Here is a 19,066-nt window from a genome sequence, read left to right as displayed (position 1 = left end):
ATTTTAACCAGAGAACTCTATTAAGCGGTAAGACTAAATTCAGGGGGGACTACAACCTCACCTATGACGTTAACGGTGATGACGGTTTTATCCTGACTGGCTGTTATGATGCGATGAAACTAGTGAGTGAAAACACCATCAACAAGGCGCTACGCAAAATGGACTACGACACCAAAACCGATCTGTGCGGTCACGGTTTCCGAACGCTGGCGTGTAGTGCATTGATTGAATCAGGCATCTGGCCTGAATGATGTGGTAGAACTTCAGATGAGCCACATGGAAAAAAACAACGTTCGAGCTGCCTACACTCACAAGGCCAAACATCTTGAACAACGTCGCCTCATGTTGCAATTGGTGGGCTGATTTTCTTGATGCTAACAGCAACGGGATAGTTAGGCCGTTTGAGTTTGGGCAGAAGGGACAAATAGCGAAAAGCCACGGATGGCCTGTTATTTTGCTAAAAAATTTATTCCCTCTGGCTTCTCATTCTCCTCAGAACATAATTTGACACTGTAAACTTCGACCTACCCTTGCTGGAAAATCCATGTAGCAAAGTGCCAGAAAACAAAAACTTCATAAAACAGAAAAAAACTAATGTGATAAAAATAAATTTTAAATTATGAAAAAATTTGTTACCCAATGGTTTTACTGGTATTGGTAACTATGAAGTCAAGTTACAGGAGGATATTTCTGGTGGAAAAAATCTGTTGAGTGACCGACGTCTACATGAGTAGACATCTATATATTCTCTATTATTTACATATTATATATATTAACCAAATTACTGATTAAATCCTAATCTCAAATGAGATTAAATTTTACTCTTCCCAGCAGCCAGATCATAACTAAGGCGTGCAGCTTCAATTTTTGGCCAATTATTCCGAATCCAGCCAGTAAAGCTTTCCAACGCAGGAAGAATATCCTTTCCCAACTCGGTTAGTTCATATTCGACGCGGGGAGGAATTTCAGGATAGTAGTATCTGACGATTAATCCATCTCGCTCAAGATGGCGTAGTGTTAAGGTTAGCATACGCTGGGTAATTCCTTCGATACCGTACTTAATTGCAGAAAAACGCAGTCGGTATTCAGGTGCAATAGCTAGCAGTGAGAGGGTAAGAATAGACCATTTATCACCCAGCCGAGCTAGAATATCATGAGGCGCACAGGGCTTCAGACGCGCTCCCTTAGCCGTTTCTTCATAAGTACGACCATGAATATTTCTTCCCATTAGTATACTCCATGTGCCTACAGCACAAACATGTGCCATCTTTCAGATAGTAAGTATAGATATTATCATTAGTACTTAATCATTACTGAAAAAATAAGGTGTTAATCATGCTACTTTACCAATTTCGTATGGGAACAAACCCAAGGCGCGTTATTATTTACCTCGCAGAGAAAGGAATTGATATCCCTCGCTATGAGCTTGATTATGTTGGTCAAGAACATCGCTCATCCAGCTACCTGAGCATAAATCCTTCGGGTCGAGCACCAACGCTGGTGACTGATAGTGGAATGGCGATTACAGAATCAGCAGCTATTATCGAATATCTTGAGGAGTTGTTTCCTGACAGACCTCTTATTGGAACCGATCCCTTATCGCGTGCCAGAGTGAGAACTCTTGAGCGTATTGGGAGTGATCTTATCGGCCGCAGCCAACTGTGGTTATGGAATCAGACCAACGCGTTTCCGGCAAAAGAACCATTCCCCTCACAAATGGTAGCAGATCAGAATTTCCGCTACATCACTGAGCTATTGGACGTGCTAGAAAAAGAGATTGGTGAAAATACATTTCTAGCAGGCAATGAACCTACGATTGCAGATTTTACAACATTTGCGATTTTTCAGACGGTACGTGAACGCTTCCTTCTCCCTTTTGCTACTCACCATCCTCATCTTGATCGTTGGTATTCACATTTCAGACAACGACCCAGTGCTGACTACTGATCATTATTTAGGTCGTGGACATCCAGTAGCGGAGGTTTATCATGTTCGATAACACACCGTTGGAACTGGAATAAATCATCGATCAGTGTCGGGCATTAATTTACGCGGTTGTTGAACTGGATGAGCCTAAAACAAAAGAGATCTTATCTTTCATTTTGTGGGAAAGGCTTAATACACTACATCTGGCTTATCATAAAGAAGTGGTAAGCTAAACGCTAAAAGGGCATAGCAGCCCTTTTAGTTGATTCTAATATGATTATTTAGCCTGTAATCAAGAGGTTTGAGTGTTATTTCATTACAATCAAAAAATACTTGTGACAAGTAGGAGTTAAAATATGACAAAACATTGGCACTTGTTATTAACACAGAAATATCATATATAAAAATCATCGCGTCATTCAAGAGAAAAATATAATCGTATAATAACTCTATCCATAGGGTATTATTCAGTAGCATCCCCTAAATTACTCACGCAATCATCTTGTTTATTTTTAGTATATCTTTTTTTAAATCACTACTGATATCTGAAAGATCTATCTGGCTTATAATTTTATTTATTTCAATAAAGCTACTTTTGTGATGCACTAACGCATCTTTTGTTATCATTGATAAAGCAGTGATTAACTCGCCATCATAATATTCACCAGCTAAAGGATCTTCACTCAGAACATCCAGTATGCTTGGCATTAGCTGTTCAAGAAATAGCTCCTGTCGAATAGCACGACACAGATCTTCTACTTCTAGTTTTTCAAGTGGAATATCAATGACACGCTCAAACCATAAATCAAGAGAAGATTGTTGATATGGTTCTTTCTTCACATTTATATTTCCTACTAATTTACGAAAAGTCGTCATATCCCATACTCTCTCAACACTGATTCTAAATAGCCTCTCATAATAACACTATACTTGCGAAAAATAATGCGAGAATCCATTTAGAAATAGATCCGCTAATAGAGAGTCACCCACTATGAAAAAGATTTTATGATATACACTCTCTTATTATCCACTGAGTAATTGGATGGAACAAGGACCGTATACTCACTCTTTCTCATAGAAACCAAGTGTTTTTTAATCAATTTTTCTTCTACTGTATTTTTTTGAGTTAGATTAAGATAATGAAGAAGCCACTTTTTCCTTTTAGATATAAATAAATTAGGAGTAAAACAATTTATTTCATTATAGCCTTGTCGAGCAGTGGGCTGACCATTGATGATCACATCAGCACTGCCTTCGGTTATCGGGTTTTCCGGGAAGCAGTCATGACCACTTCCGATATTATTAAGGCGGGCAGCACCCGGCATTGTCATTCTCCTTTGACAGTAAAATGTTCCTTGATGCGCGAATATTGGGCGCTTTTTATCGATGATTCAATACCAGGCACCATGTCAATATTAGATACAGACATTTGAAACAACGATTTTACTTAGAAGCAGAGATTATCCTTTCTGTTTGATTTTACTTGGTTAAAAACACAATACTTATTATTTAAATTAACTCTTTCTATCTTCGAGTTGTGGCATTATTCATACCGTTATTTTTACGGCACATATTGCTTTTATTAGCAGGAAAATTCTCTTCCCATTGAAGGATAAAAACACCGTCAACTAATAATTCTTTGATTGAAAAAACTGACAACTAATAAACACAATATCTCCTGAGTTTTTTATAAATACTCAGGAGATAGTCAGTTAATTAACCATTGGCAATAGCACGTATCCATTTTAAATGGCCGCACTGGTAAATAAAAACCATGCTTATGACGACAAATCTCGCCAGTAAACAGTTCACTAGCAACCAATGCTACCAACCACAAACATTCGTATCTTCATCAGATTCATAGCCACGAACAATATTAATCAGTTCCTTTACCGAATCTGAGGCAACAAACGGAGCTTTCAGTTCATCAAGACTGGAAAAATCCTTATCTACAGAAACCCCATTGTTATTATTAGTTACGGTCAGAACGAACTTACCTTCGTTTTTCACTGTCCCTGCCAGACCTGAAATCAACTCTGCTACCGCCTGTTCGCAAACACTGGGCACATATAATGACATGGGCTTTAAATACACCTTTTCTTCAGTTTTTTTGCTACTACTTTCTGATAATATCAAAGAATAGCCTTTATTTTCTGTTGTCATAACCATCACCTCAATGCTCAATTAAGATCTTTGGATCAACATAAAAATCCACGTTAAATACCGTATCGTCGGATAACGCTTCGATGTTATGCCATTTCTCCGGCGGAAATACTGCAAACTCTCCCGCTCTGATCGTGATCGTTTCTACTGGAACAGAACTGGCCTCATCCGCATAGCCGTAATAGCGGATAGCCCCCTGCATAACACTTAAACGTGGATAAACTCCCTGACGTGTTCCCGCATCTAAGTGGCGTTTCCATATAGATTCTGGTGCCGTTTCCTTAGTCCAGAATGGGGTAGTACGAGTATGGATATAGTCTACAGGGATGATAATGCGCTGCATGCTCTAACCTCACTTTTTTATTACTGATTAAACCAAATCCTACAAGGGAAGATACGTAAGTTGCATATCATATACCCTTTATTATTTTATCGTTCCTCTTTTTAATGAAAAAAACTCACGATGAAAAATTATATAATTAATTCATACTGATAGCGTGATAAAACGACTTTACCATGATATTTTAAAATATTTATTTGTATGTACATTACATTTCATCAATACCCATTTGTTAGTATTGTAAAATTTTAAAAATACTATATAAAACAGTCCAGCTACCAGTCAGATACCCACCGAGTTCTTCCATTAATTATATTTGTTGAAATTACCCGAATACTCATATAGTAGCGTATTCCCCAGCCCAATTTTTGAGCTGAGCAAGCATAAATATCATTACTGGTCACGCCTTCACTCTATCTATTTCCAGTTGCTCCTTTAGTTTTACGGCTACAGCAAATAACCCCGCATCACATGAACAGCGTCCTGTTGCTGCATTTGGAACGACGCACTTATAACCATCTCCCGGCGAATGATAATGCGCATACATACCAGACATCGTTGTAGTTGACATTTTACCCCACGTGCCAGACTGACAAGAAAGTAGGTAGCCTTTCTCATTTTTCGTGATTAATCCATCCGAGGAGAAAAATTTGGATAAATTAAAATCGCTTACTTTTAATTTTTTCTAGAAACCTCTTAGTTATACGGTGTTTTTTGATGCCATCGAAACATAAATCGCATGATACTGTTCGTTATCATCAGTACGATACCTAACAGCATAAAAAGCACACTAACCCCAGCTGCCCCCAAAGAATACAAGACAAGATGGCTTAAAACATCATGGCTGATATGGCAAATAGCCCATCCCAAACCATATGGAACGATTAAAACGGCTAAAAAATACTATTGTATAAATAAATCCAGAGTAGATACTTAATTTTTCCCTCTTCATTGTTTCCTCCTTAGTTATATTGATATATAATTTAGCGTTGTCGATTGTCAAATTTTTGACTTACTAACCCACAATAACCTATTTCTCTTTATCAGGATGACCGACTATGAGTGAAGCCTTAAAAGTATTAAACAATATTCGTACCCTGCGTGCTCAGGCACGTGAATTGGATCTGGCAACGTTAGAAGAAATGCTGGAAAAATTGACCGCGATTGTTGAAGACCGCCGCGAAGAAGAAACCAACGCACAACAACAAAATGCAGAGCGTCAGGCCAAACTTGAAGCCTTCCGCGCTCAATTACTGGCTGATGGAATTGATCCGGCTGAACTGCTGGGCTCAATACCTACCAGCAAATCAGCGAAAGCCAAACGCGCTCCCCGTCCGGCTAAATATAAATACGTTGATGAAAATGGTAACGAAAAGTTATGGACAGGTCAGGGTCGTACACCTAAAGCAATTGCGGCAGCACTTGAAAATGGTAAGACTTTGGAAGAGTTTGAGATCTAATTATTTCTGCCACTTAATTCTCATTAGCCGTTAAAGTGATTTAGCGGCTAATTTTGAGTTTTCTTATCCATCATTATCACAAAAACCATCCAATGTTGTTCCTCCCACGCCCTAAATTGGGTTTGAGAAAACAGACTTACGTGCCACAAGATCTATTAGCCCATGTTCAGGCGAATAACTCCAAATATAGGCTATTTGTAATGGAATCGGCATTGAACAACATCCAGTTGCTGAACCTCACCTTTTCCTGACACACGGTAGACAAAACGATGCTTACCGGATATTCGACGTGACCAAAAACCAGAGAGATCACCTTTGAGGGGTTCTGGTTTCTCTAACCCCTTGAAGGGCGACCACTTGGTATCCTTAAATCAGCTCGTTGATTTTTGTGATCATACTGGGATCGTTTTCCTGCCAGTATAGATAATCCTGCCAAGCATTCTCTGTCCAAAGCAGTTTCATATCAGAGAGTCGGGCCTTCTCTACCACCTTTCCGTCACCGAGCTGTTTAATGCTTTCACGTAACCACTCAGAGTTTGCCGTAGTTGCAAACAAGTGCAGGGTTTCCAGAATGGATTCGTATTCACCTTCAGCCAGCATGACCATTGCTTCTGACCCTTGGCGTGTAACCAGCAACGGCGCTCTTGATGATATGACCTCATCAAAATGTGCGGCGATATTCTGGCGGAATTCAGTCAAACGAACGAGTGCCATAGCAATGTCTCCTCCATACAACAAATGTACGCATTAATTAGCGTGCTTGGAAAAGTCAAAATAGGACAAGGCTATCGATACATTCCCACCAAGTGGATTTTCAGGCATACTAATTCAGGCATAAAATGCGTTTTCGAAGACTGTTTACATTATCGATTTAAATCAAGGAGTTCATATGTCCGGTTGGTTCGAATTGAGTAAGAGCAGTGATGGTCAGTTCCGATTTGTTCTTAAAGCAGGTAATGGCGAAATTATTCTTACCAGCGAGCTTTATACGACAAAAGGAACCGCAGAGAATGGCATTGCCTCTGTTCAGGTAAATAGCCCCCTAGATGAAAGGTATGAAAAGAAAGATTCCGTTAATGGAAAATTCTATTTCAATTTAAAAGCGGCCAATCATCAGGTTATAGGGACAAGCCAAATGTATGCCAGTGCGCAATCGCGTGAAACAGGCATTACCTCGGTAAAAAACAACGGAAGCACTAAAACAGTGAAAGATAATACCTAATCGTATTATCCCTGAGCCAAATCCTGTCTTTTGGATTTGGCTCTACAAAAGTAATGCAGTAATAAAAAAGATAGAAGCAAATCGCAGCGCCTGCTTCTACCTCTTATAAATAGAATTAGTTTATTATTGATTCTTAAAGCCGCCCCATTAGCATTCTTTCCTTTAGTTCCCACGCTGCCGTTTTATTACTATCCCATGTATTATATTTTTTTAAATCAGAATATTTTATTATATTAAATTCAGAGTGTTCATTACTAAGGTTTACTTTTGAATTTTTAGATAACCTTACAGCAAAGGAATATTCAGTAACGGTATAAAAATCATCGCTCCATTCCCTATCACTTTTGAAATAGCATCTCGGAATAGAGCAGACTGATTCAAGCTGTATAAAATTTGACTCTTTAAGAATGAGTCCTAACTCTTCTGATGACTCACGAATTGCAGCATCCAATATAGTTTCATTTTCCTCTACCCCTCCTGCAACCCATTGCCAATAATCCATATCTCTTCGTTTTAGTATATATAAATACAATTCATCCTTATCTATAACATAAGGAACGATTAATACTTGCTTAGGTTCGCGCATAAACATATCCAATCTTATTAAGAGATAATGGTTATTATTCCACCTTTCAACACATTAATTGCTTGATTTATATCATCACAATTATCTTTTACCGTATTAAATCACCAAAACAGCACTGCGCGATTGTTGACAACAACACCATAAACCTCAGCGACAATCCACGGTGTTTTCGCATCAAAAACATTAGTGAGCCGCTCCTTTATCTCTTCCACAGTCGGAGGAACCGTCTCAAAAGTGGCTATGCCATTCATAACGTGCCAAGCGTAGGTTTTCTGAATACTGGCAATGTGTTCAGATGTGCGGGGATAAACTGCATAACTGGACCTTAATTCTGACGAAAAAAGCAGAATATCTAATGGTGATTGATTTATCCATATGTCTATGTTAATCGTACACACTCTCCTACGAATAACGATAATCTGTATGAACATAGAAAACCTGCCATTCGGTATCACAAACTGGTCAGAAATAGCGCCAACAACTCATACTGGTGATGTTGGTTTTGCTTTGTGGAGAACCCAAAATTTTGGCAACATAAGAGTGCGGATCGTTGAGTATTCTGCCGGATATCTTGCTGATCATTGGTGTAAAAAAGGACACATACTTTTATGCCTTGAAGGTGAGCTTCACACAGAATTAGATGATGGCAGAAGTTTCGTCTTAACTCCAGGTATCAGTTATCAAGTGGCTGATGGCGCAGAGGCTCATCGTTCATCATCACCTAATGGTGCAAAACTGTTTATCGTTGATTAATTGTATTAGGTGATCTTACCCACTATTACCTTGGACGTTGAAGAAAAAGCGCTCATGGCTCACCAAGGCAACAGCAACCAGCCGTCCAGCTATGCAACGTGTTCATCGTGCCAAATGGAACAGCAAACAGGTTCAGGAAAAACGTGCTGCTGAACAATAAACTCTCGATTAGGTAGATGATATGCAATGCCATTATCCAATAAGACTCAAATTGGCATTTGATTCCACGAGAAAAACTGACAGTCAGTATTTCTCGTAAACAGTTAATTTCCAGTAGCTTTTACCTAATGTTTGTATTTTTTTGAACCCTTCCCTTTCAAGCTGGTAGCCAATCATACGGTTCATAATTCCATGCCCCATTAGAGAAACCGAGGATTCTGTTTGGGCAAGGTTTATTAATTTTTTTGCAGCTAGTTTAGAGCGAAATTTAGCTGAATAATAGGATTCAACATTTTTAGAAAATCCGATAAGCCATAACATACGAAATATAAAAACATATGTCATTGGTGATAGCCGCAACAAAGAACGGTTAAATGAAGGTAATTGAGCCTCACGAAACATTGGATCGATCATATCAGAATTAATGCCCATCATTTCCAATGACGTTAATGTTCTTGGTAGTGGACTAACAATAACAAAACTCTTGCTAATAAGATTGTTTGTAAAAAGGTATGGCGGAGGGTTTTCACTTACCTCACTTTTATCATAATCCTCTATCCACAATGCCATCTCATTTGAAGATAATTTTCTTGTTATGTCAACATCAGGTTTACCATGTCGGATTAATATTATCTTCATACTATTTCACACTCTCTATTATCTCAGTATCTGTCCACGATGAAATAGCCTCAAGAACGGGTTTAAATGATTGTCCAAACTCAGAAAGTGAATAAATAACTTTTAATGGTGGTTTTTCACCGAAAACCTCTCGCGTAATAAGCCCATCCTTTTCCAGTTTTTTAAGCTGTAAACTTAACGTCATTTCAGTAATGTGTGGAATATTTTTGCGTAACTCACTGAATCTTTTATTTCTATCTTTTAAATAGTAAAGAATAACACCCCTCCATTTCCCACCAATTAAATCCATGACCAGGCTAACTGGACAGGGATAGATTTTTTCATTCAAAAAGACCTGACAAGCTGCATTTTTAGTGATTTTTATCTTCATGCTATCTCCACTATCGATCTTGATAGTTATTGTCAATGACAAGCTATGCAGTAAACTTACCACACCACCTATCATTTTGATAGTTATCGACTGTTATTAAGTGAGATCTTATGGCATTAGTTATATTGGCACATCCTGACATCGAACACTCTATAGCAAATCAGTCTATCATAACTGAATTACAACATAGTTTTTCTGATGTGGAAATCCGTGATATCTTTCAGTTAAATCCCGATTACAAGATTAACGTAAAAGAAGAACAAGCCGCTTTATTACGTCATAATCTGATTATTCTACAATACCCTATGTATTGGTATAATATTCCTGCCATTTTGAAAATTTGGTTCGATCAGGTGTTTACCTATCAGTTTGCCTATGGTTCAAAGGGAGATAAACTTAAAAATAAAAATCTGTTGCCAAGCCTGACAGTAGGTCAACCAGAGTATAACTTCAAAAAAGAGGATCACAGTCCATTAATGGACAGTTTATTGATGCCGATAAAAAAATCGGCTGAATATGCTCAAATGAACTATATTGAACCCGTTATTTTGTATGACACTTCAATAGTATCGGGCCATACTGAATTAGAAATTAGAGATAAAGCAAAAAACCATAGTAAAAAATTAATAGCAGCTATTAACCACATGGTAGAATAAGAATCATTATTATGTGTACAATAGAGGCTTGGAATTAACAGCCATATAACTAACTACCTTATTCTTTGTTTTTCAGTGCATCCCGATAACCCTGTTGCTCAACGATACTCAGATTGGGATCAAGTAAAAAACTTGATCCCTTCGCAGCAAGGTCGTAGTCAATTTGTGATTGCGCCTTATACTCTTTGGTTGGCTTAACATAATCGGGTTGCGGTGCAGATGATGGCGCATAAGAGCCGGAATATGTTTTACTCCCAGTACAACCGAGATAAGCTAACAGACAGGCAAACAAGCAGAATCATTCTATCAACACATTGATTGATAAAGTTAACTTATAGACTTAAGCATTCACGGGCTAGTCAGACGTCATAAGATTGATGCAATATGGGTGGTCGCTACTTCCCATAATGCGGTTGGCTTAGTACTGCTTTACTCCAGGTAAAAAACGCACGAACTGACGGGGGAAGATATCTATTTTGTGGATAGACCAGCGATAAAGGTAAATCAAAAGAGAAATTATCCATGCAAGAAACTAATGCTCCGCTTTTCAGATAGGGAACAACCAGATAGCTCGCAACACGAATTAATCCAATGCCTTGAATTCCGGCCTGTATATAGGCATCGGTATCATCCACCACAAAAATCTCTTTCATTCGAATCACCCGATCGACGTCATCAAACGTAAACAACCATTCAGTGGTACGCCCGGTTCGGTGGCTAAGGTAGCCCACTGCGCGATGGTGCTCTAAATCATCCAAACTCTCTGGTCTTCCATGCGCTTCAATGTATTTTGGCGACGCCATGACAGCCCATTTAAAATTTGCAAGCGGACGGGCAACCAAGGTAGTTGAATCCTCTACCCTTCCCGTTCGGATCACACAGTCATAGCCTTCCTGGATGATGTCCTCAACGTTATCACTTGAGCAAAGTATCATCTCCAATTCAGGATACAGGCTCAGAAACGCCTGGATCCTGGGAATGATACAATAACGGGCAAGGGATTGCGGCATTCCCACTTTAAAGCGACCTTTTGGCTGAGCGGATCTACCAGGAAATGAAGATTCAATTGTCGCAATATCAGTAAGGATCCTTCTGCATTCTTCATAGTAACGGCGGCCATCGGTTGTCACACTGAGCTTTCTGGTGGTGCGTTGTAAAAGTTGCAGCCCCAGGTATCTTTCCAGTTCTTTAATGACACGAGATACGGTCGATCTCGGTAGACCCAGCACTTCCGATGCTCTGGCGAAGCTATGCGTATCGACGACATGAACATATACCTGCATTGATTCCAGCTTATCCATATTCCACCATACTCATGAACGGATTGATTATCCCATTTATACGAACAGTCTAACCTGTATTCCTGTACTTATCGAATGAGGATCACGACAGTAAACTTGCTCTCGCTGCAGTTAATACACTGCTTTATAGAGTAAGGACTCAAAATGCAAGAATATGATTTTAATTCTAGTGAAAGAGTATTAGTGCTTGGTGCAGGACAACTCGGCAATGCCGTACTGAACTCGCTAATACCCGCCGTAAAACGGCTTAACGGTACCGTCTCCGTTATTGTTTCGCCTCACTCTAAGGATGAGCAAGGCCGACTGCGTTCTAGCCATCATCAAGCACATGCGGCGAGCGGGGCAGACTTTATTTCCATTGATATGGCAGGAAGTACGCTTGAGTCATTAAAAACACTGTTCGAATCATTTGATACCATCATCAATTGCATGGGGTTTGTTGCTGGGGCTGGCACACAACTGAAGATCACGCGAGCAGTACTGGCTGCGAAGGTTAAACGCTACTTTCCCTGGCAGTTCGGTGTTAATTATGATGTCGTTGGTAAAGGAAGCGGACAGCCTGTCTGGGATGAACAATATGATGTTAGAAGCCTACTGCGCGAACAGCACACAACGGCATGGATCATTATTTCAACGGGCATGTTCACCAGCTTTCTTTTTGAACCCGCCTTCAACGTTGTTAACTTGGCCGAAAAAACAATCAATGCACTGGGTGGATGGGATACCCAAGTCACCGTGACTTCACCCGAGGATATTGGGCGATTAACTACCGATATTTATTTGCATCAGCCGCAAATCAAGAACGAAGTGGTATTTGTTGCAGGTGAAACGATCTCATACGGCAAGCTTGCAGATACGGTGGAACACTTTACTAAACAATCGTTTACCAAAAATGTTTTTACCCTACCGATGCTGCTCAATGAACTGAGCTTACATCCAGATGACCAAATGCTCCGTTATCGCGCCGCTTTCGCTCGAGGTGACGGAATGTGGTGGCCAATGAGTGAAACCTACAATGCGAAAAACAATCTTCAAACTCAGAATATTGAAGGTTGGCTACAGGAATATATTTAATTGATTCTCCCTATAAGGATACTATTTCTATGAAAACCCTGATCACTCTCCTGTTTATCTCACTTACCTTGCCATTTTCCGTCTATGCCAAGACGGTAACCGCAACGGGTGACACACTTGATAATACAGAAAATAAGATTCGCCAACTGATTAAAAAAGAAGGAGGAAAATCATATAAAATTATTCAGGCTCGGGTAGGCGATAAGAACGTGCGCATCACAGCGAAAATTACCTCATAACGAATAGACGAGGGGCATATTGCCCCTCACATGCTCTGCTTGAGTAAAAATACTAACCTTGTGAATAGCATATAAAAGTGCTAAATCTGACATCACAATGCATCACGTCAATATTCTTGATACCACATAAGCACGGTATATCAACATCACTATTTCAGGCCACCTTCCTCACAATGAAATTAAAAACACGCTAATTCAATTGGTTACAATGGGGTTTACAACATCTATTCAGCCGGAAGTTTAATCAAACGACCCGCACAATTACGCAGGAAATTCTCGTACAATCGAACAGCGATAATAATACTGTTATAGCTGTTGTACAGCGGCCCATGATGAGATTTGACGTATTCATTAAAATCACTCTCAGCCAGGAGAGAATTAATTCTCATACAACCATCTTTAAAATGACTACAATTATTCAGATATACGTCTAAAGAGTTATATTTATTAAACATCATTTGCTGAAGTAAGGCAGTAATTTGCTCCAGCTCGGATAAAAATATGTTGTAATTATCTAGTATTTCCTGCTCGATATGATTGCTATTCATAATATTATATTGGCTTTATTGATCGGTATTCCCCCGACAATCCAGATTATCGGGGGGCGACCAAACTCAGAAGCTGGTCCAGTCTGCGGAGTTCTGTTGTGACACACCGGAAGAAGCCGGAAGAATGTTACCTGATGGCAACGGCCGAGAAGGTAATTGTGGGGTTGAAACTGACAGTCTATTGCCTGCGACTTTAAACACAGACACCGCCCTAACTAACAGATCGGCCTGTTCTTTAAGACTGAGCGCGGCGGCGGCAGACTCTTCAACAAGTGCGGCGTTCTGCTGCGTAGTCTGGTCCATTTGCGTAACAGCGATCCCAACCTGATCGACGCCAGTAGACTGTTCAGCACTTGCTGAACTGATTTCTGCGACGGTATCCGTTAACTGGCGAATCGATGTCACGACCTGTCGCATGGTCTCTCCCGCTTTATTAGCCAGTTCAGATCCTAATTCCACGCGTTCTACGCTTGCCATAATCAGATTTTTGATTTCTTTTGCTGCTTCCGCACTTCTCTGGGCTAAATTACGGACCTCTCCAGCAACAACAGCAAAACCACGCCCTTGTTCACCAGCTCGAGCTGCTTCTACCGCAGCATTGAGCGCCAATATATTGGTCTGGAAAGCAATGCTATCAATCACATTGATGATGTCAGCGATACTCCGAGAGCTTTCATTAATGACTTTCATTGTTTCAACAACGTCATTAACAACCTGGCCTCCCTCCTGTGCGACCGAGCTAGCATTCTTGGCCAATTGGTCTGCCTGACGCGCATTATCCGCGTTATTCTTCACCGTCATGCCGAGCTGTGTCATCGTGGAAGAGGTTTCCTCCAGCGCACTTGCTTGTTCCTCGGTTCGAGATGAGAGATCGGCATTACCTTGAGCAATTTGGATACTCGCAGTAGCAACACTCTCTGCATTATCTCTGACAGTGACGACCGTATTGGTCAACGATGATTGCATTTCTTGCATTGCTGCCAGCAGTTGCCCAACTTCATCACGACCATCAACGGCAATCGCATCACGCAAATCACCTTCACCAATGCGCTGAGCAGATGACAACGCAATGGACAACGGGGCCGTTACGCTACGGGTAAGCAACCAGGCGATGAGACATCCCAGAATGGTGGAACAGGATGACAATAATATTGTCCAGAAAAGCGCAGCAGAAATATATTCCTCTGTCTCAGCTTTCGCCACTGCGACATCTTGTTGCTGTAAATCAATCAGCTCATCAAGTTTGCTGAAGTAAATGTCTTGAACTTTTGCGACATCGTTAAACAAAAATGCCGTTGCCTGTTCATCCGGCCCTTCGAGCGCATAGGTAATGGCCTGATTGATACTGGCGCTATATTGTTTTCTTATCACCGCTAATTGATCAAACAACTCCCGCCCTTTTCCCACCTTAATCTGACTGTCTAACTTTTTATATATTTCACTCGACGTGTTAACAGTAGAGGAGATAATATTCCTTAAATTTTGCTTCTCTTGATATTTATCACCGGGAAGCAGAATGATATCGCGTACGGTACGAACATTGGCGTTTAAGTTGTCTCTTATGTCACGCAGCATATTCGCTTTTACCATTCGGTTTTCAGTTATTTTGTCAACCTCTATATCAATATTCTTCATGAAAAAATATTCAAGAGAAGATAATACAAGTGTGATAACAATAAGTAACCCAAACCCTAATGAGAGCCGACTCCCAATTCTCATGTTTTTTAAGAAGTTCATTTTTACATCAATCCCTGTTTTTATATTGAATGCATTTCTTCGCGCCAAAATGCACGATCTGTACACAGAATAATTAACTTTTTAGCCATACCCGTCATACTTCGAGCTACATGTGCATTGGTAGGGCTCGTTACTCTCGCCCATTAAGGTCGCTGCTAACCGCATCGTTAACCACGGCACATTCGTTCATGCCTTAGCGTCCCTTTTCCAAGCCATCTTATTGATTGTATTAGCTGAAAAATCGTTTTTATTTATTCGATGTTAGTAAAATTTCTTTGGTGTTGGCAAAACGTTATACCCTAAATAATTCAAGTTTCAGGAAGGCGGCAAGCGAAGGAATCCCGATGAGCTTACTTGAGTAAGTGATTCGGGTGACTGAACGCAGCCAACGCACATGCAACTTGAAGTATGACGGGTATATATTGAATCTTTTATGATCAGGCTATCATGGTGAGATACACAAGCCGATCGTCATTCCTCCTCAGTAAAATGAAATACTCAAGTCATTCAACGTCTATATTTTATAGGCTCGTACTATTGTAATCACAATATCGATCGAATTCACCAATCATTAAACCATTCAATTCCTCATATTCGATCGTTAATTTCTATCAAAAAGAGACAAGAAACCATTCAGCACCGTTTTATTATTTTTTATTAAATCACTTTAACGTTAAATAATATTTTTAACGTTACCGTTCTTGTTAACGTCTATACCTAAAAGCATTAACATAGTTAACTCCGTTAATTAAAGTTATGCCACACAGAAATATGTTACCCATTCTCGTATTTCATTGGCTTATTTTTACAAGGTTGCACATAGCTGAATTATTGAAACATCTAAATGAAGGATATGACTGCTTTTACCCGGCCATAGCGATCAAATGCATGAACGGACTCCACGCGACGCGTTAACGACTCGACGTTGTTTCCCACCAATGAGGAAACGACTGCGTGACATCATCCACGTTAACGGCTTGACCAATCATCGGCGTCAATAGCCGGTAGGCTTTATCCTCACTAGCTACCACTAAACGCTTGAGCGGATCATTCCAGGTGTGATGGGAAAGTTTGAACTTACTGTTATGTGAAGGCATGATCGCCACCGCATTGAGATCTTGCCCCGCCAATGCGGTTTCTTCTGGCATCATGTGAATGTAGCGCCAGTTCTCGTTATATTGACCACATTCCAGAATGGCTAAATCAAACGGACCAAATCGTTCACCAATCTCTTTAAAATGCGGTCCGTAGCCACTATCACCACTGATATAGAGTTTATGTTGCGGCGTAATCAGCGCAAAAGAGGCCCAAAGCGTTTTATTTCGCTTAAATAAACGCCCAGAGAAATGGCGTGCGGGCAAGATATGAAGCGCCAGATGGGGTTCTAGCTGGAAAGTACTGAACCAGTCGCCTTCCCGTATCTTTTGCTTATCAAATCCCCACTGTGCAAAGTAATTTCCCACGCCTAGCGGCGCGATAACATGATTAATTTTTTCTTTTAATTGCAAGATAGTGGGATAGTCCAGGTGATCCCAATGATCGTGTGAAATCAACAGGTAGTCGATCGTCGGTATATCCATTGCCGTGTATATATTGCTGCCATGGAAAGCCTTATTCAATCCGGGTAGCGGTGCAGCACTGCCGCTAAATACCGGATCAACAAGAATACGCTTGCCGTTTACTTGCATGAAATAGGAAGAGTGCCCCATCCAGACAACCACCGTCTGATTGATATCCAATAAGTGCAAATCAGTCTTACGGCTTGGCAATGGAACATTCGGGATAGCATCGACGTCTTTCCCAAAAAGAAATTTAGCAAGAATCACAAAAGAATGGCTGCCATTACTCAAAGGCGGCGTAATGGCTAAATTTCTAAATCTTCCCTCATGATAAAAAGAGGAACGTTTGAGCTTTTCGAGTTCAGTTCCCGTTGGCAATTGGCCGAACTGAGGTTGTCTGAGGTACGCATACATGATTACCGCGATGAGTAACGTAACAAGCAGCAAGATGACCATAATGTTAATAATGCACCTGCCAGATCATCGTTCATCACTCTTTCTTGAGTCACAAGAGAAAAACCATCGCTTTGCCTGATGATTTCGAGGCAAACAAAGACCCCGTTTTCGCTAAAGCGTTCAGTGACAATATTTTGATGGACAGGTATTGTCAACATCGAGGATGTCCATTCGGTACAGCGCGCCAACACCCGATTTTTATCGCCCTATCTCTTTCTACTGACGCCGTTGTCCCGTTCAGCAGGTATAACAGAGATGCCACCTGCATCTCTATTTCAAACCAGAAAGCGGGGGAAATAAGAATTTCCCCGCTGGCCGCTAGCAATTTTAAAACGCGTTTCTGTCTACCAGACCGATCAATCGTGGTAACGTTCAAGCCAGTGAGCATACGGTGCCGGTAGTGTCCACGACGGGCGCTCAATTCCCAACTCACGAGCCGCGTAATAGCTCCAGTGCGGGTTAGCCAGATGCGCTTTCCCAACCATCACCAGATCCAACTGACCGGATTTTACCGCCTGTTCTGCCAGCGCTGGCGTACCGAATCCCCAGGCCGACGATACCGGGATATCTGCCTGTTGACGAACCTGCTGAGCTATCGGCCCCATAAATGCCGGGCCCCAGGGAATTGTCGCATTCGGCGTAGAAAAACCGATACTGACGCTGAGCATATCGAGTCCACGCTGTTTGAAACGACGAGTCAGCTCAATAGATTCCTGCATGGTCTCTTCGTCGCGCCCGTCAAATTCAATCACACCGAAACGTGCGGTAAGCGGTAAGTGTTCCGGCCAAACCTCACGCACTGCCTCCAGCGTTTCCAGCAGAAAACGGCTACGGTTATCAAAACTGCCACCATATTGATCGTTACGCTGGTTTGCATGCACGGAAAAGAAGCTCTGTCCCAGATAGCCGTGGGCAAAATGCAATTCCAGCCATTCAAACCCGGCATCACGCGCACGACGAGCGGCATCAACAAAATTCTGGCGTACTCGTTTAATGTCTTCCAGCGTCATTTCTTGCGGCTGTTTTGGCAAGTTAGCACCGAAAGCGATCGCGGAAGGCGAAATCGTCGCCCAACCTTTCGTATCATCAGCAGCGATATGGTCGTCACCTTCCCACGGAATATTGGCGCTAGCCTTACGCCCTGCGTGACCGATTTGAATTCCCGGCACCGAGCCCGCCGCTTTGATCGCCTTAACGACAGGTACAAACGCCTGCGCCAGAGCATCATTCCAGATACCAGCGCAATGCGGCGTAATTCGCCCTTCCGGTGCAACGGCTGTCGCTTCAACAATCACCAGTCCTGCACCGCCACGCGCCAACCCGGTATAATGACTCTGATGCCAATCGTTAATCAGCCCATCATTGGCTGAATACATGCACATCGGGGGAACGGCAATACGGTTACGCAGCGTCACGTCTTTTAGTTTAAAAGATTGAAATAGAGCTGACATGAGATTTCCTATTTTATATGGATCGTTTTCAACACGAATAGTTCTGTATTTCGATATTATTCGAATAATGGATTTCAGGCAAGCATACCGCTATAATTTGGGCATGAGACCTTTTAAACATCCGACTACTGACCAATTTATCCTTGAGCGCGTCCTGTACGCCTTGAGCGATCCCATGCGCATGGAGATTGTTCGCCGCTTGGCCTTACTGGGCGAAGCAACCTGTGGCGAATTAGACGGTGGCCGTCCTAAATCCAGCGTATCTCACCATTTTCGTGTGCTGCGCGATTCCGGTCTGATCCATACCACAAATATCGGTACCACCCATATGAATCGATTACGGCGCACCGAGATGGAAGCGCGGTTTCCAGGCATGTTGGAAGCGATCCTGTCACAGACGGATTAGTTAATCACCGCCACACCACAT

At 41.3% G+C, this 19,066-nt stretch carries 21 protein-coding genes and 3 pseudogenes; 9 read left to right on the top strand and 15 right to left on the bottom strand.

The features are described from left to right. Positions 1 to 409: pseudogene (locus tag ACKPVM_RS17505) on the top strand (tyrosine-type recombinase/integrase); the annotation flags it as partial. Between the two features lie 402 nt (positions 410 to 811). On the opposite strand, the gene ACKPVM_RS17500 reads toward ACKPVM_RS17505, so the two are convergent. Next, positions 812 to 1,228 carry a winged helix-turn-helix transcriptional regulator gene (locus ACKPVM_RS17500; RefSeq protein WP_409311092.1) on the bottom strand — a complete coding sequence of 139 codons (417 nt, stop codon included), beginning with the start codon at positions 1,226 to 1,228 and terminating at the stop codon, positions 812 to 814. A gap of 107 nt (positions 1,229 to 1,335) precedes the next feature. Between ACKPVM_RS17500 and ACKPVM_RS17495 the strand changes: the two genes are divergently transcribed. Beyond that, positions 1,336 to 1,947, top strand: coding sequence for a glutathione S-transferase family protein (locus tag ACKPVM_RS17495; RefSeq protein WP_409311091.1), 612 nt, complete (start codon positions 1,336 to 1,338; stop codon positions 1,945 to 1,947). Between the two features lie 468 nt (positions 1,948 to 2,415). On the opposite strand, the gene ACKPVM_RS17490 is transcribed toward ACKPVM_RS17495, so the two are convergent. The 4 genes from ACKPVM_RS17490 to ACKPVM_RS17475 form a co-directional block, all read right to left on the bottom strand. Then, positions 2,416 to 2,802, bottom strand: a complete 387-nt coding sequence (locus ACKPVM_RS17490; protein WP_409311090.1) for a contact-dependent growth inhibition system immunity protein — start codon at positions 2,800 to 2,802, stop codon at positions 2,416 to 2,418. Between the two features lie 113 nt (positions 2,803 to 2,915). Beyond that, complete coding sequence (locus ACKPVM_RS17485; protein WP_409311088.1) at positions 2,916 to 3,251, bottom strand: Imm15 family immunity protein; 336 nt, start codon at positions 3,249 to 3,251, stop codon at positions 2,916 to 2,918. Between the two features lie 499 nt (positions 3,252 to 3,750). Then, a complete protein-coding gene (locus tag ACKPVM_RS17480) occupies positions 3,751 to 4,089 on the bottom strand; it encodes a DUF1869 domain-containing protein (RefSeq protein WP_409311086.1) in 339 nt (112 codons plus the stop codon). Positions 4,090 to 4,099: 10 nt separating this feature from the next. After that, positions 4,100 to 4,432, bottom strand: a complete 333-nt coding sequence (locus tag ACKPVM_RS17475; protein ID WP_409311084.1) for a TehB family protein — start codon at positions 4,430 to 4,432, stop codon at positions 4,100 to 4,102. Positions 4,433 to 5,487: 1,055 nt separating this feature from the next. Between ACKPVM_RS17475 and ACKPVM_RS17470 the strand changes: the two genes are divergently transcribed. Then, on the top strand, positions 5,488 to 5,889 hold the full coding sequence (locus ACKPVM_RS17470) for an H-NS family histone-like protein (protein ID WP_409311082.1): 402 nt from the start codon (positions 5,488 to 5,490) through the stop codon (positions 5,887 to 5,889). Positions 5,890 to 6,080: 191 nt separating this feature from the next. Here ACKPVM_RS17470 and ACKPVM_RS17465 read toward each other — a convergent pair. Further along, a pseudogene (locus ACKPVM_RS17465) lies at positions 6,081 to 6,351 on the bottom strand (Txe/YoeB family addiction module toxin). A gap of 51 nt (positions 6,352 to 6,402) precedes the next feature. Beyond that, positions 6,403 to 6,603 (bottom strand): annotated as a pseudogene (locus ACKPVM_RS17460) (type II toxin-antitoxin system Phd/YefM family antitoxin); the annotation flags it as partial. 175 nt (positions 6,604 to 6,778) lie between these two features. Between ACKPVM_RS17460 and ACKPVM_RS17455 the strand changes: the two are divergent. Beyond that, the gene (locus ACKPVM_RS17455) at positions 6,779 to 7,111 is read left to right on the top strand and encodes a YegP family protein (protein ID WP_409311080.1); all 333 of its coding nucleotides are present in this window, start codon (positions 6,779 to 6,781) and stop codon (positions 7,109 to 7,111) included. Positions 7,112 to 7,244: 133 nt separating this feature from the next. On the opposite strand, the gene ACKPVM_RS17450 is transcribed toward ACKPVM_RS17455, so the two are convergent. Then, positions 7,245 to 7,697, bottom strand: a complete 453-nt coding sequence (locus tag ACKPVM_RS17450; RefSeq protein WP_409311078.1) for an NUDIX hydrolase — start codon at positions 7,695 to 7,697, stop codon at positions 7,245 to 7,247. Positions 7,698 to 8,120: 423 nt separating this feature from the next. Between ACKPVM_RS17450 and ACKPVM_RS17445 the strand changes: the two genes are divergently transcribed. Continuing rightward, entirely contained in the window at positions 8,121 to 8,450 is a 330-nt protein-coding gene (locus ACKPVM_RS17445; RefSeq protein WP_409161136.1) for a DHCW motif cupin fold protein, read from the top strand. Between the two features lie 243 nt (positions 8,451 to 8,693). On the opposite strand, the gene ACKPVM_RS17440 is transcribed toward ACKPVM_RS17445, so the two are convergent. Beyond that, the gene (locus tag ACKPVM_RS17440; protein ID WP_409311076.1) at positions 8,694 to 9,248 is read right to left on the bottom strand and encodes a hypothetical protein; all 555 of its coding nucleotides are present in this window, start codon (positions 9,246 to 9,248) and stop codon (positions 8,694 to 8,696) included. Between the two features lies 1 nt (position 9,249). Next, on the bottom strand, positions 9,250 to 9,618 hold the full coding sequence (locus ACKPVM_RS17435; RefSeq protein WP_409311074.1) for a winged helix-turn-helix transcriptional regulator: 369 nt from the start codon (positions 9,616 to 9,618) through the stop codon (positions 9,250 to 9,252). 110 nt (positions 9,619 to 9,728) lie between these two features. On the opposite strand from ACKPVM_RS17435, the gene ACKPVM_RS17430 reads away from it, so the two are divergent. Beyond that, complete coding sequence (locus ACKPVM_RS17430; protein ID WP_409311072.1) at positions 9,729 to 10,274, top strand: NAD(P)H-dependent oxidoreductase; 546 nt, start codon at positions 9,729 to 9,731, stop codon at positions 10,272 to 10,274. 58 nt (positions 10,275 to 10,332) lie between these two features. Here ACKPVM_RS17430 and ACKPVM_RS17425 read toward each other — a convergent pair whose 3' ends face one another. Beyond that, positions 10,333 to 10,566 (bottom strand): hypothetical protein, encoded by a 234-nt coding sequence (locus ACKPVM_RS17425; protein WP_409311070.1) that lies wholly within the window; start codon positions 10,564 to 10,566, stop codon positions 10,333 to 10,335. 103 nt (positions 10,567 to 10,669) lie between these two features. Further along, a complete protein-coding gene (locus ACKPVM_RS17420; RefSeq protein ID WP_409311068.1) occupies positions 10,670 to 11,575 on the bottom strand; it encodes a LysR family transcriptional regulator in 906 nt (301 codons plus the stop codon). A 144-nt stretch (positions 11,576 to 11,719) separates the two neighbouring features. Here ACKPVM_RS17420 and ACKPVM_RS17415 point away from each other — a divergent pair, with 144 nt between their 5' ends. After that, positions 11,720 to 12,649, top strand: a complete 930-nt coding sequence (locus ACKPVM_RS17415) for an aromatic alcohol reductase (protein ID WP_409311066.1) — start codon at positions 11,720 to 11,722, stop codon at positions 12,647 to 12,649. A gap of 29 nt (positions 12,650 to 12,678) precedes the next feature. Further along, entirely contained in the window at positions 12,679 to 12,888 is a 210-nt protein-coding gene (locus ACKPVM_RS17410; protein WP_409311064.1) for a DUF1471 domain-containing protein, read from the top strand. A gap of 614 nt (positions 12,889 to 13,502) precedes the next feature. On the opposite strand, the gene ACKPVM_RS17405 is transcribed toward ACKPVM_RS17410, so the two are convergent. The 3 genes from ACKPVM_RS17405 to ACKPVM_RS17395 all read right to left on the bottom strand — a co-directional run bounded on the left by ACKPVM_RS17405 (position 13,503) and on the right by ACKPVM_RS17395 (position 18,639). Continuing rightward, entirely contained in the window at positions 13,503 to 15,155 is a 1,653-nt protein-coding gene (locus ACKPVM_RS17405) for a methyl-accepting chemotaxis protein (RefSeq protein ID WP_409311096.1), read from the bottom strand. Between the two features lie 929 nt (positions 15,156 to 16,084). Next, positions 16,085 to 17,188 (bottom strand): MBL fold metallo-hydrolase, encoded by a 1,104-nt coding sequence (locus ACKPVM_RS17400; RefSeq protein ID WP_409311062.1) that lies wholly within the window; start codon positions 17,186 to 17,188, stop codon positions 16,085 to 16,087. Positions 17,189 to 17,544: 356 nt separating this feature from the next. After that, positions 17,545 to 18,639 carry an NADH:flavin oxidoreductase/NADH oxidase gene (locus ACKPVM_RS17395; protein WP_409311060.1) on the bottom strand — a complete coding sequence of 365 codons (1,095 nt, stop codon included), beginning with the start codon at positions 18,637 to 18,639 and terminating at the stop codon, positions 17,545 to 17,547. Positions 18,640 to 18,742: 103 nt separating this feature from the next. Between ACKPVM_RS17395 and ACKPVM_RS17390 the strand changes: the two genes are divergently transcribed. Next, positions 18,743 to 19,045 (top strand): ArsR/SmtB family transcription factor, encoded by a 303-nt coding sequence (locus ACKPVM_RS17390; protein WP_409311058.1) that lies wholly within the window; start codon positions 18,743 to 18,745, stop codon positions 19,043 to 19,045. The last annotated feature ends 21 nt before the right edge of the window (positions 19,046 to 19,066 follow it).

The sequence above is a fragment of the Pectobacterium hainanensis genome (assembly GCF_046237015.1).
Lineage (GTDB): Bacteria > Pseudomonadota > Gammaproteobacteria > Enterobacterales > Enterobacteriaceae > JBJYIN01.
This window is presented reverse-complemented; position numbering and strand designations above follow the sequence as displayed.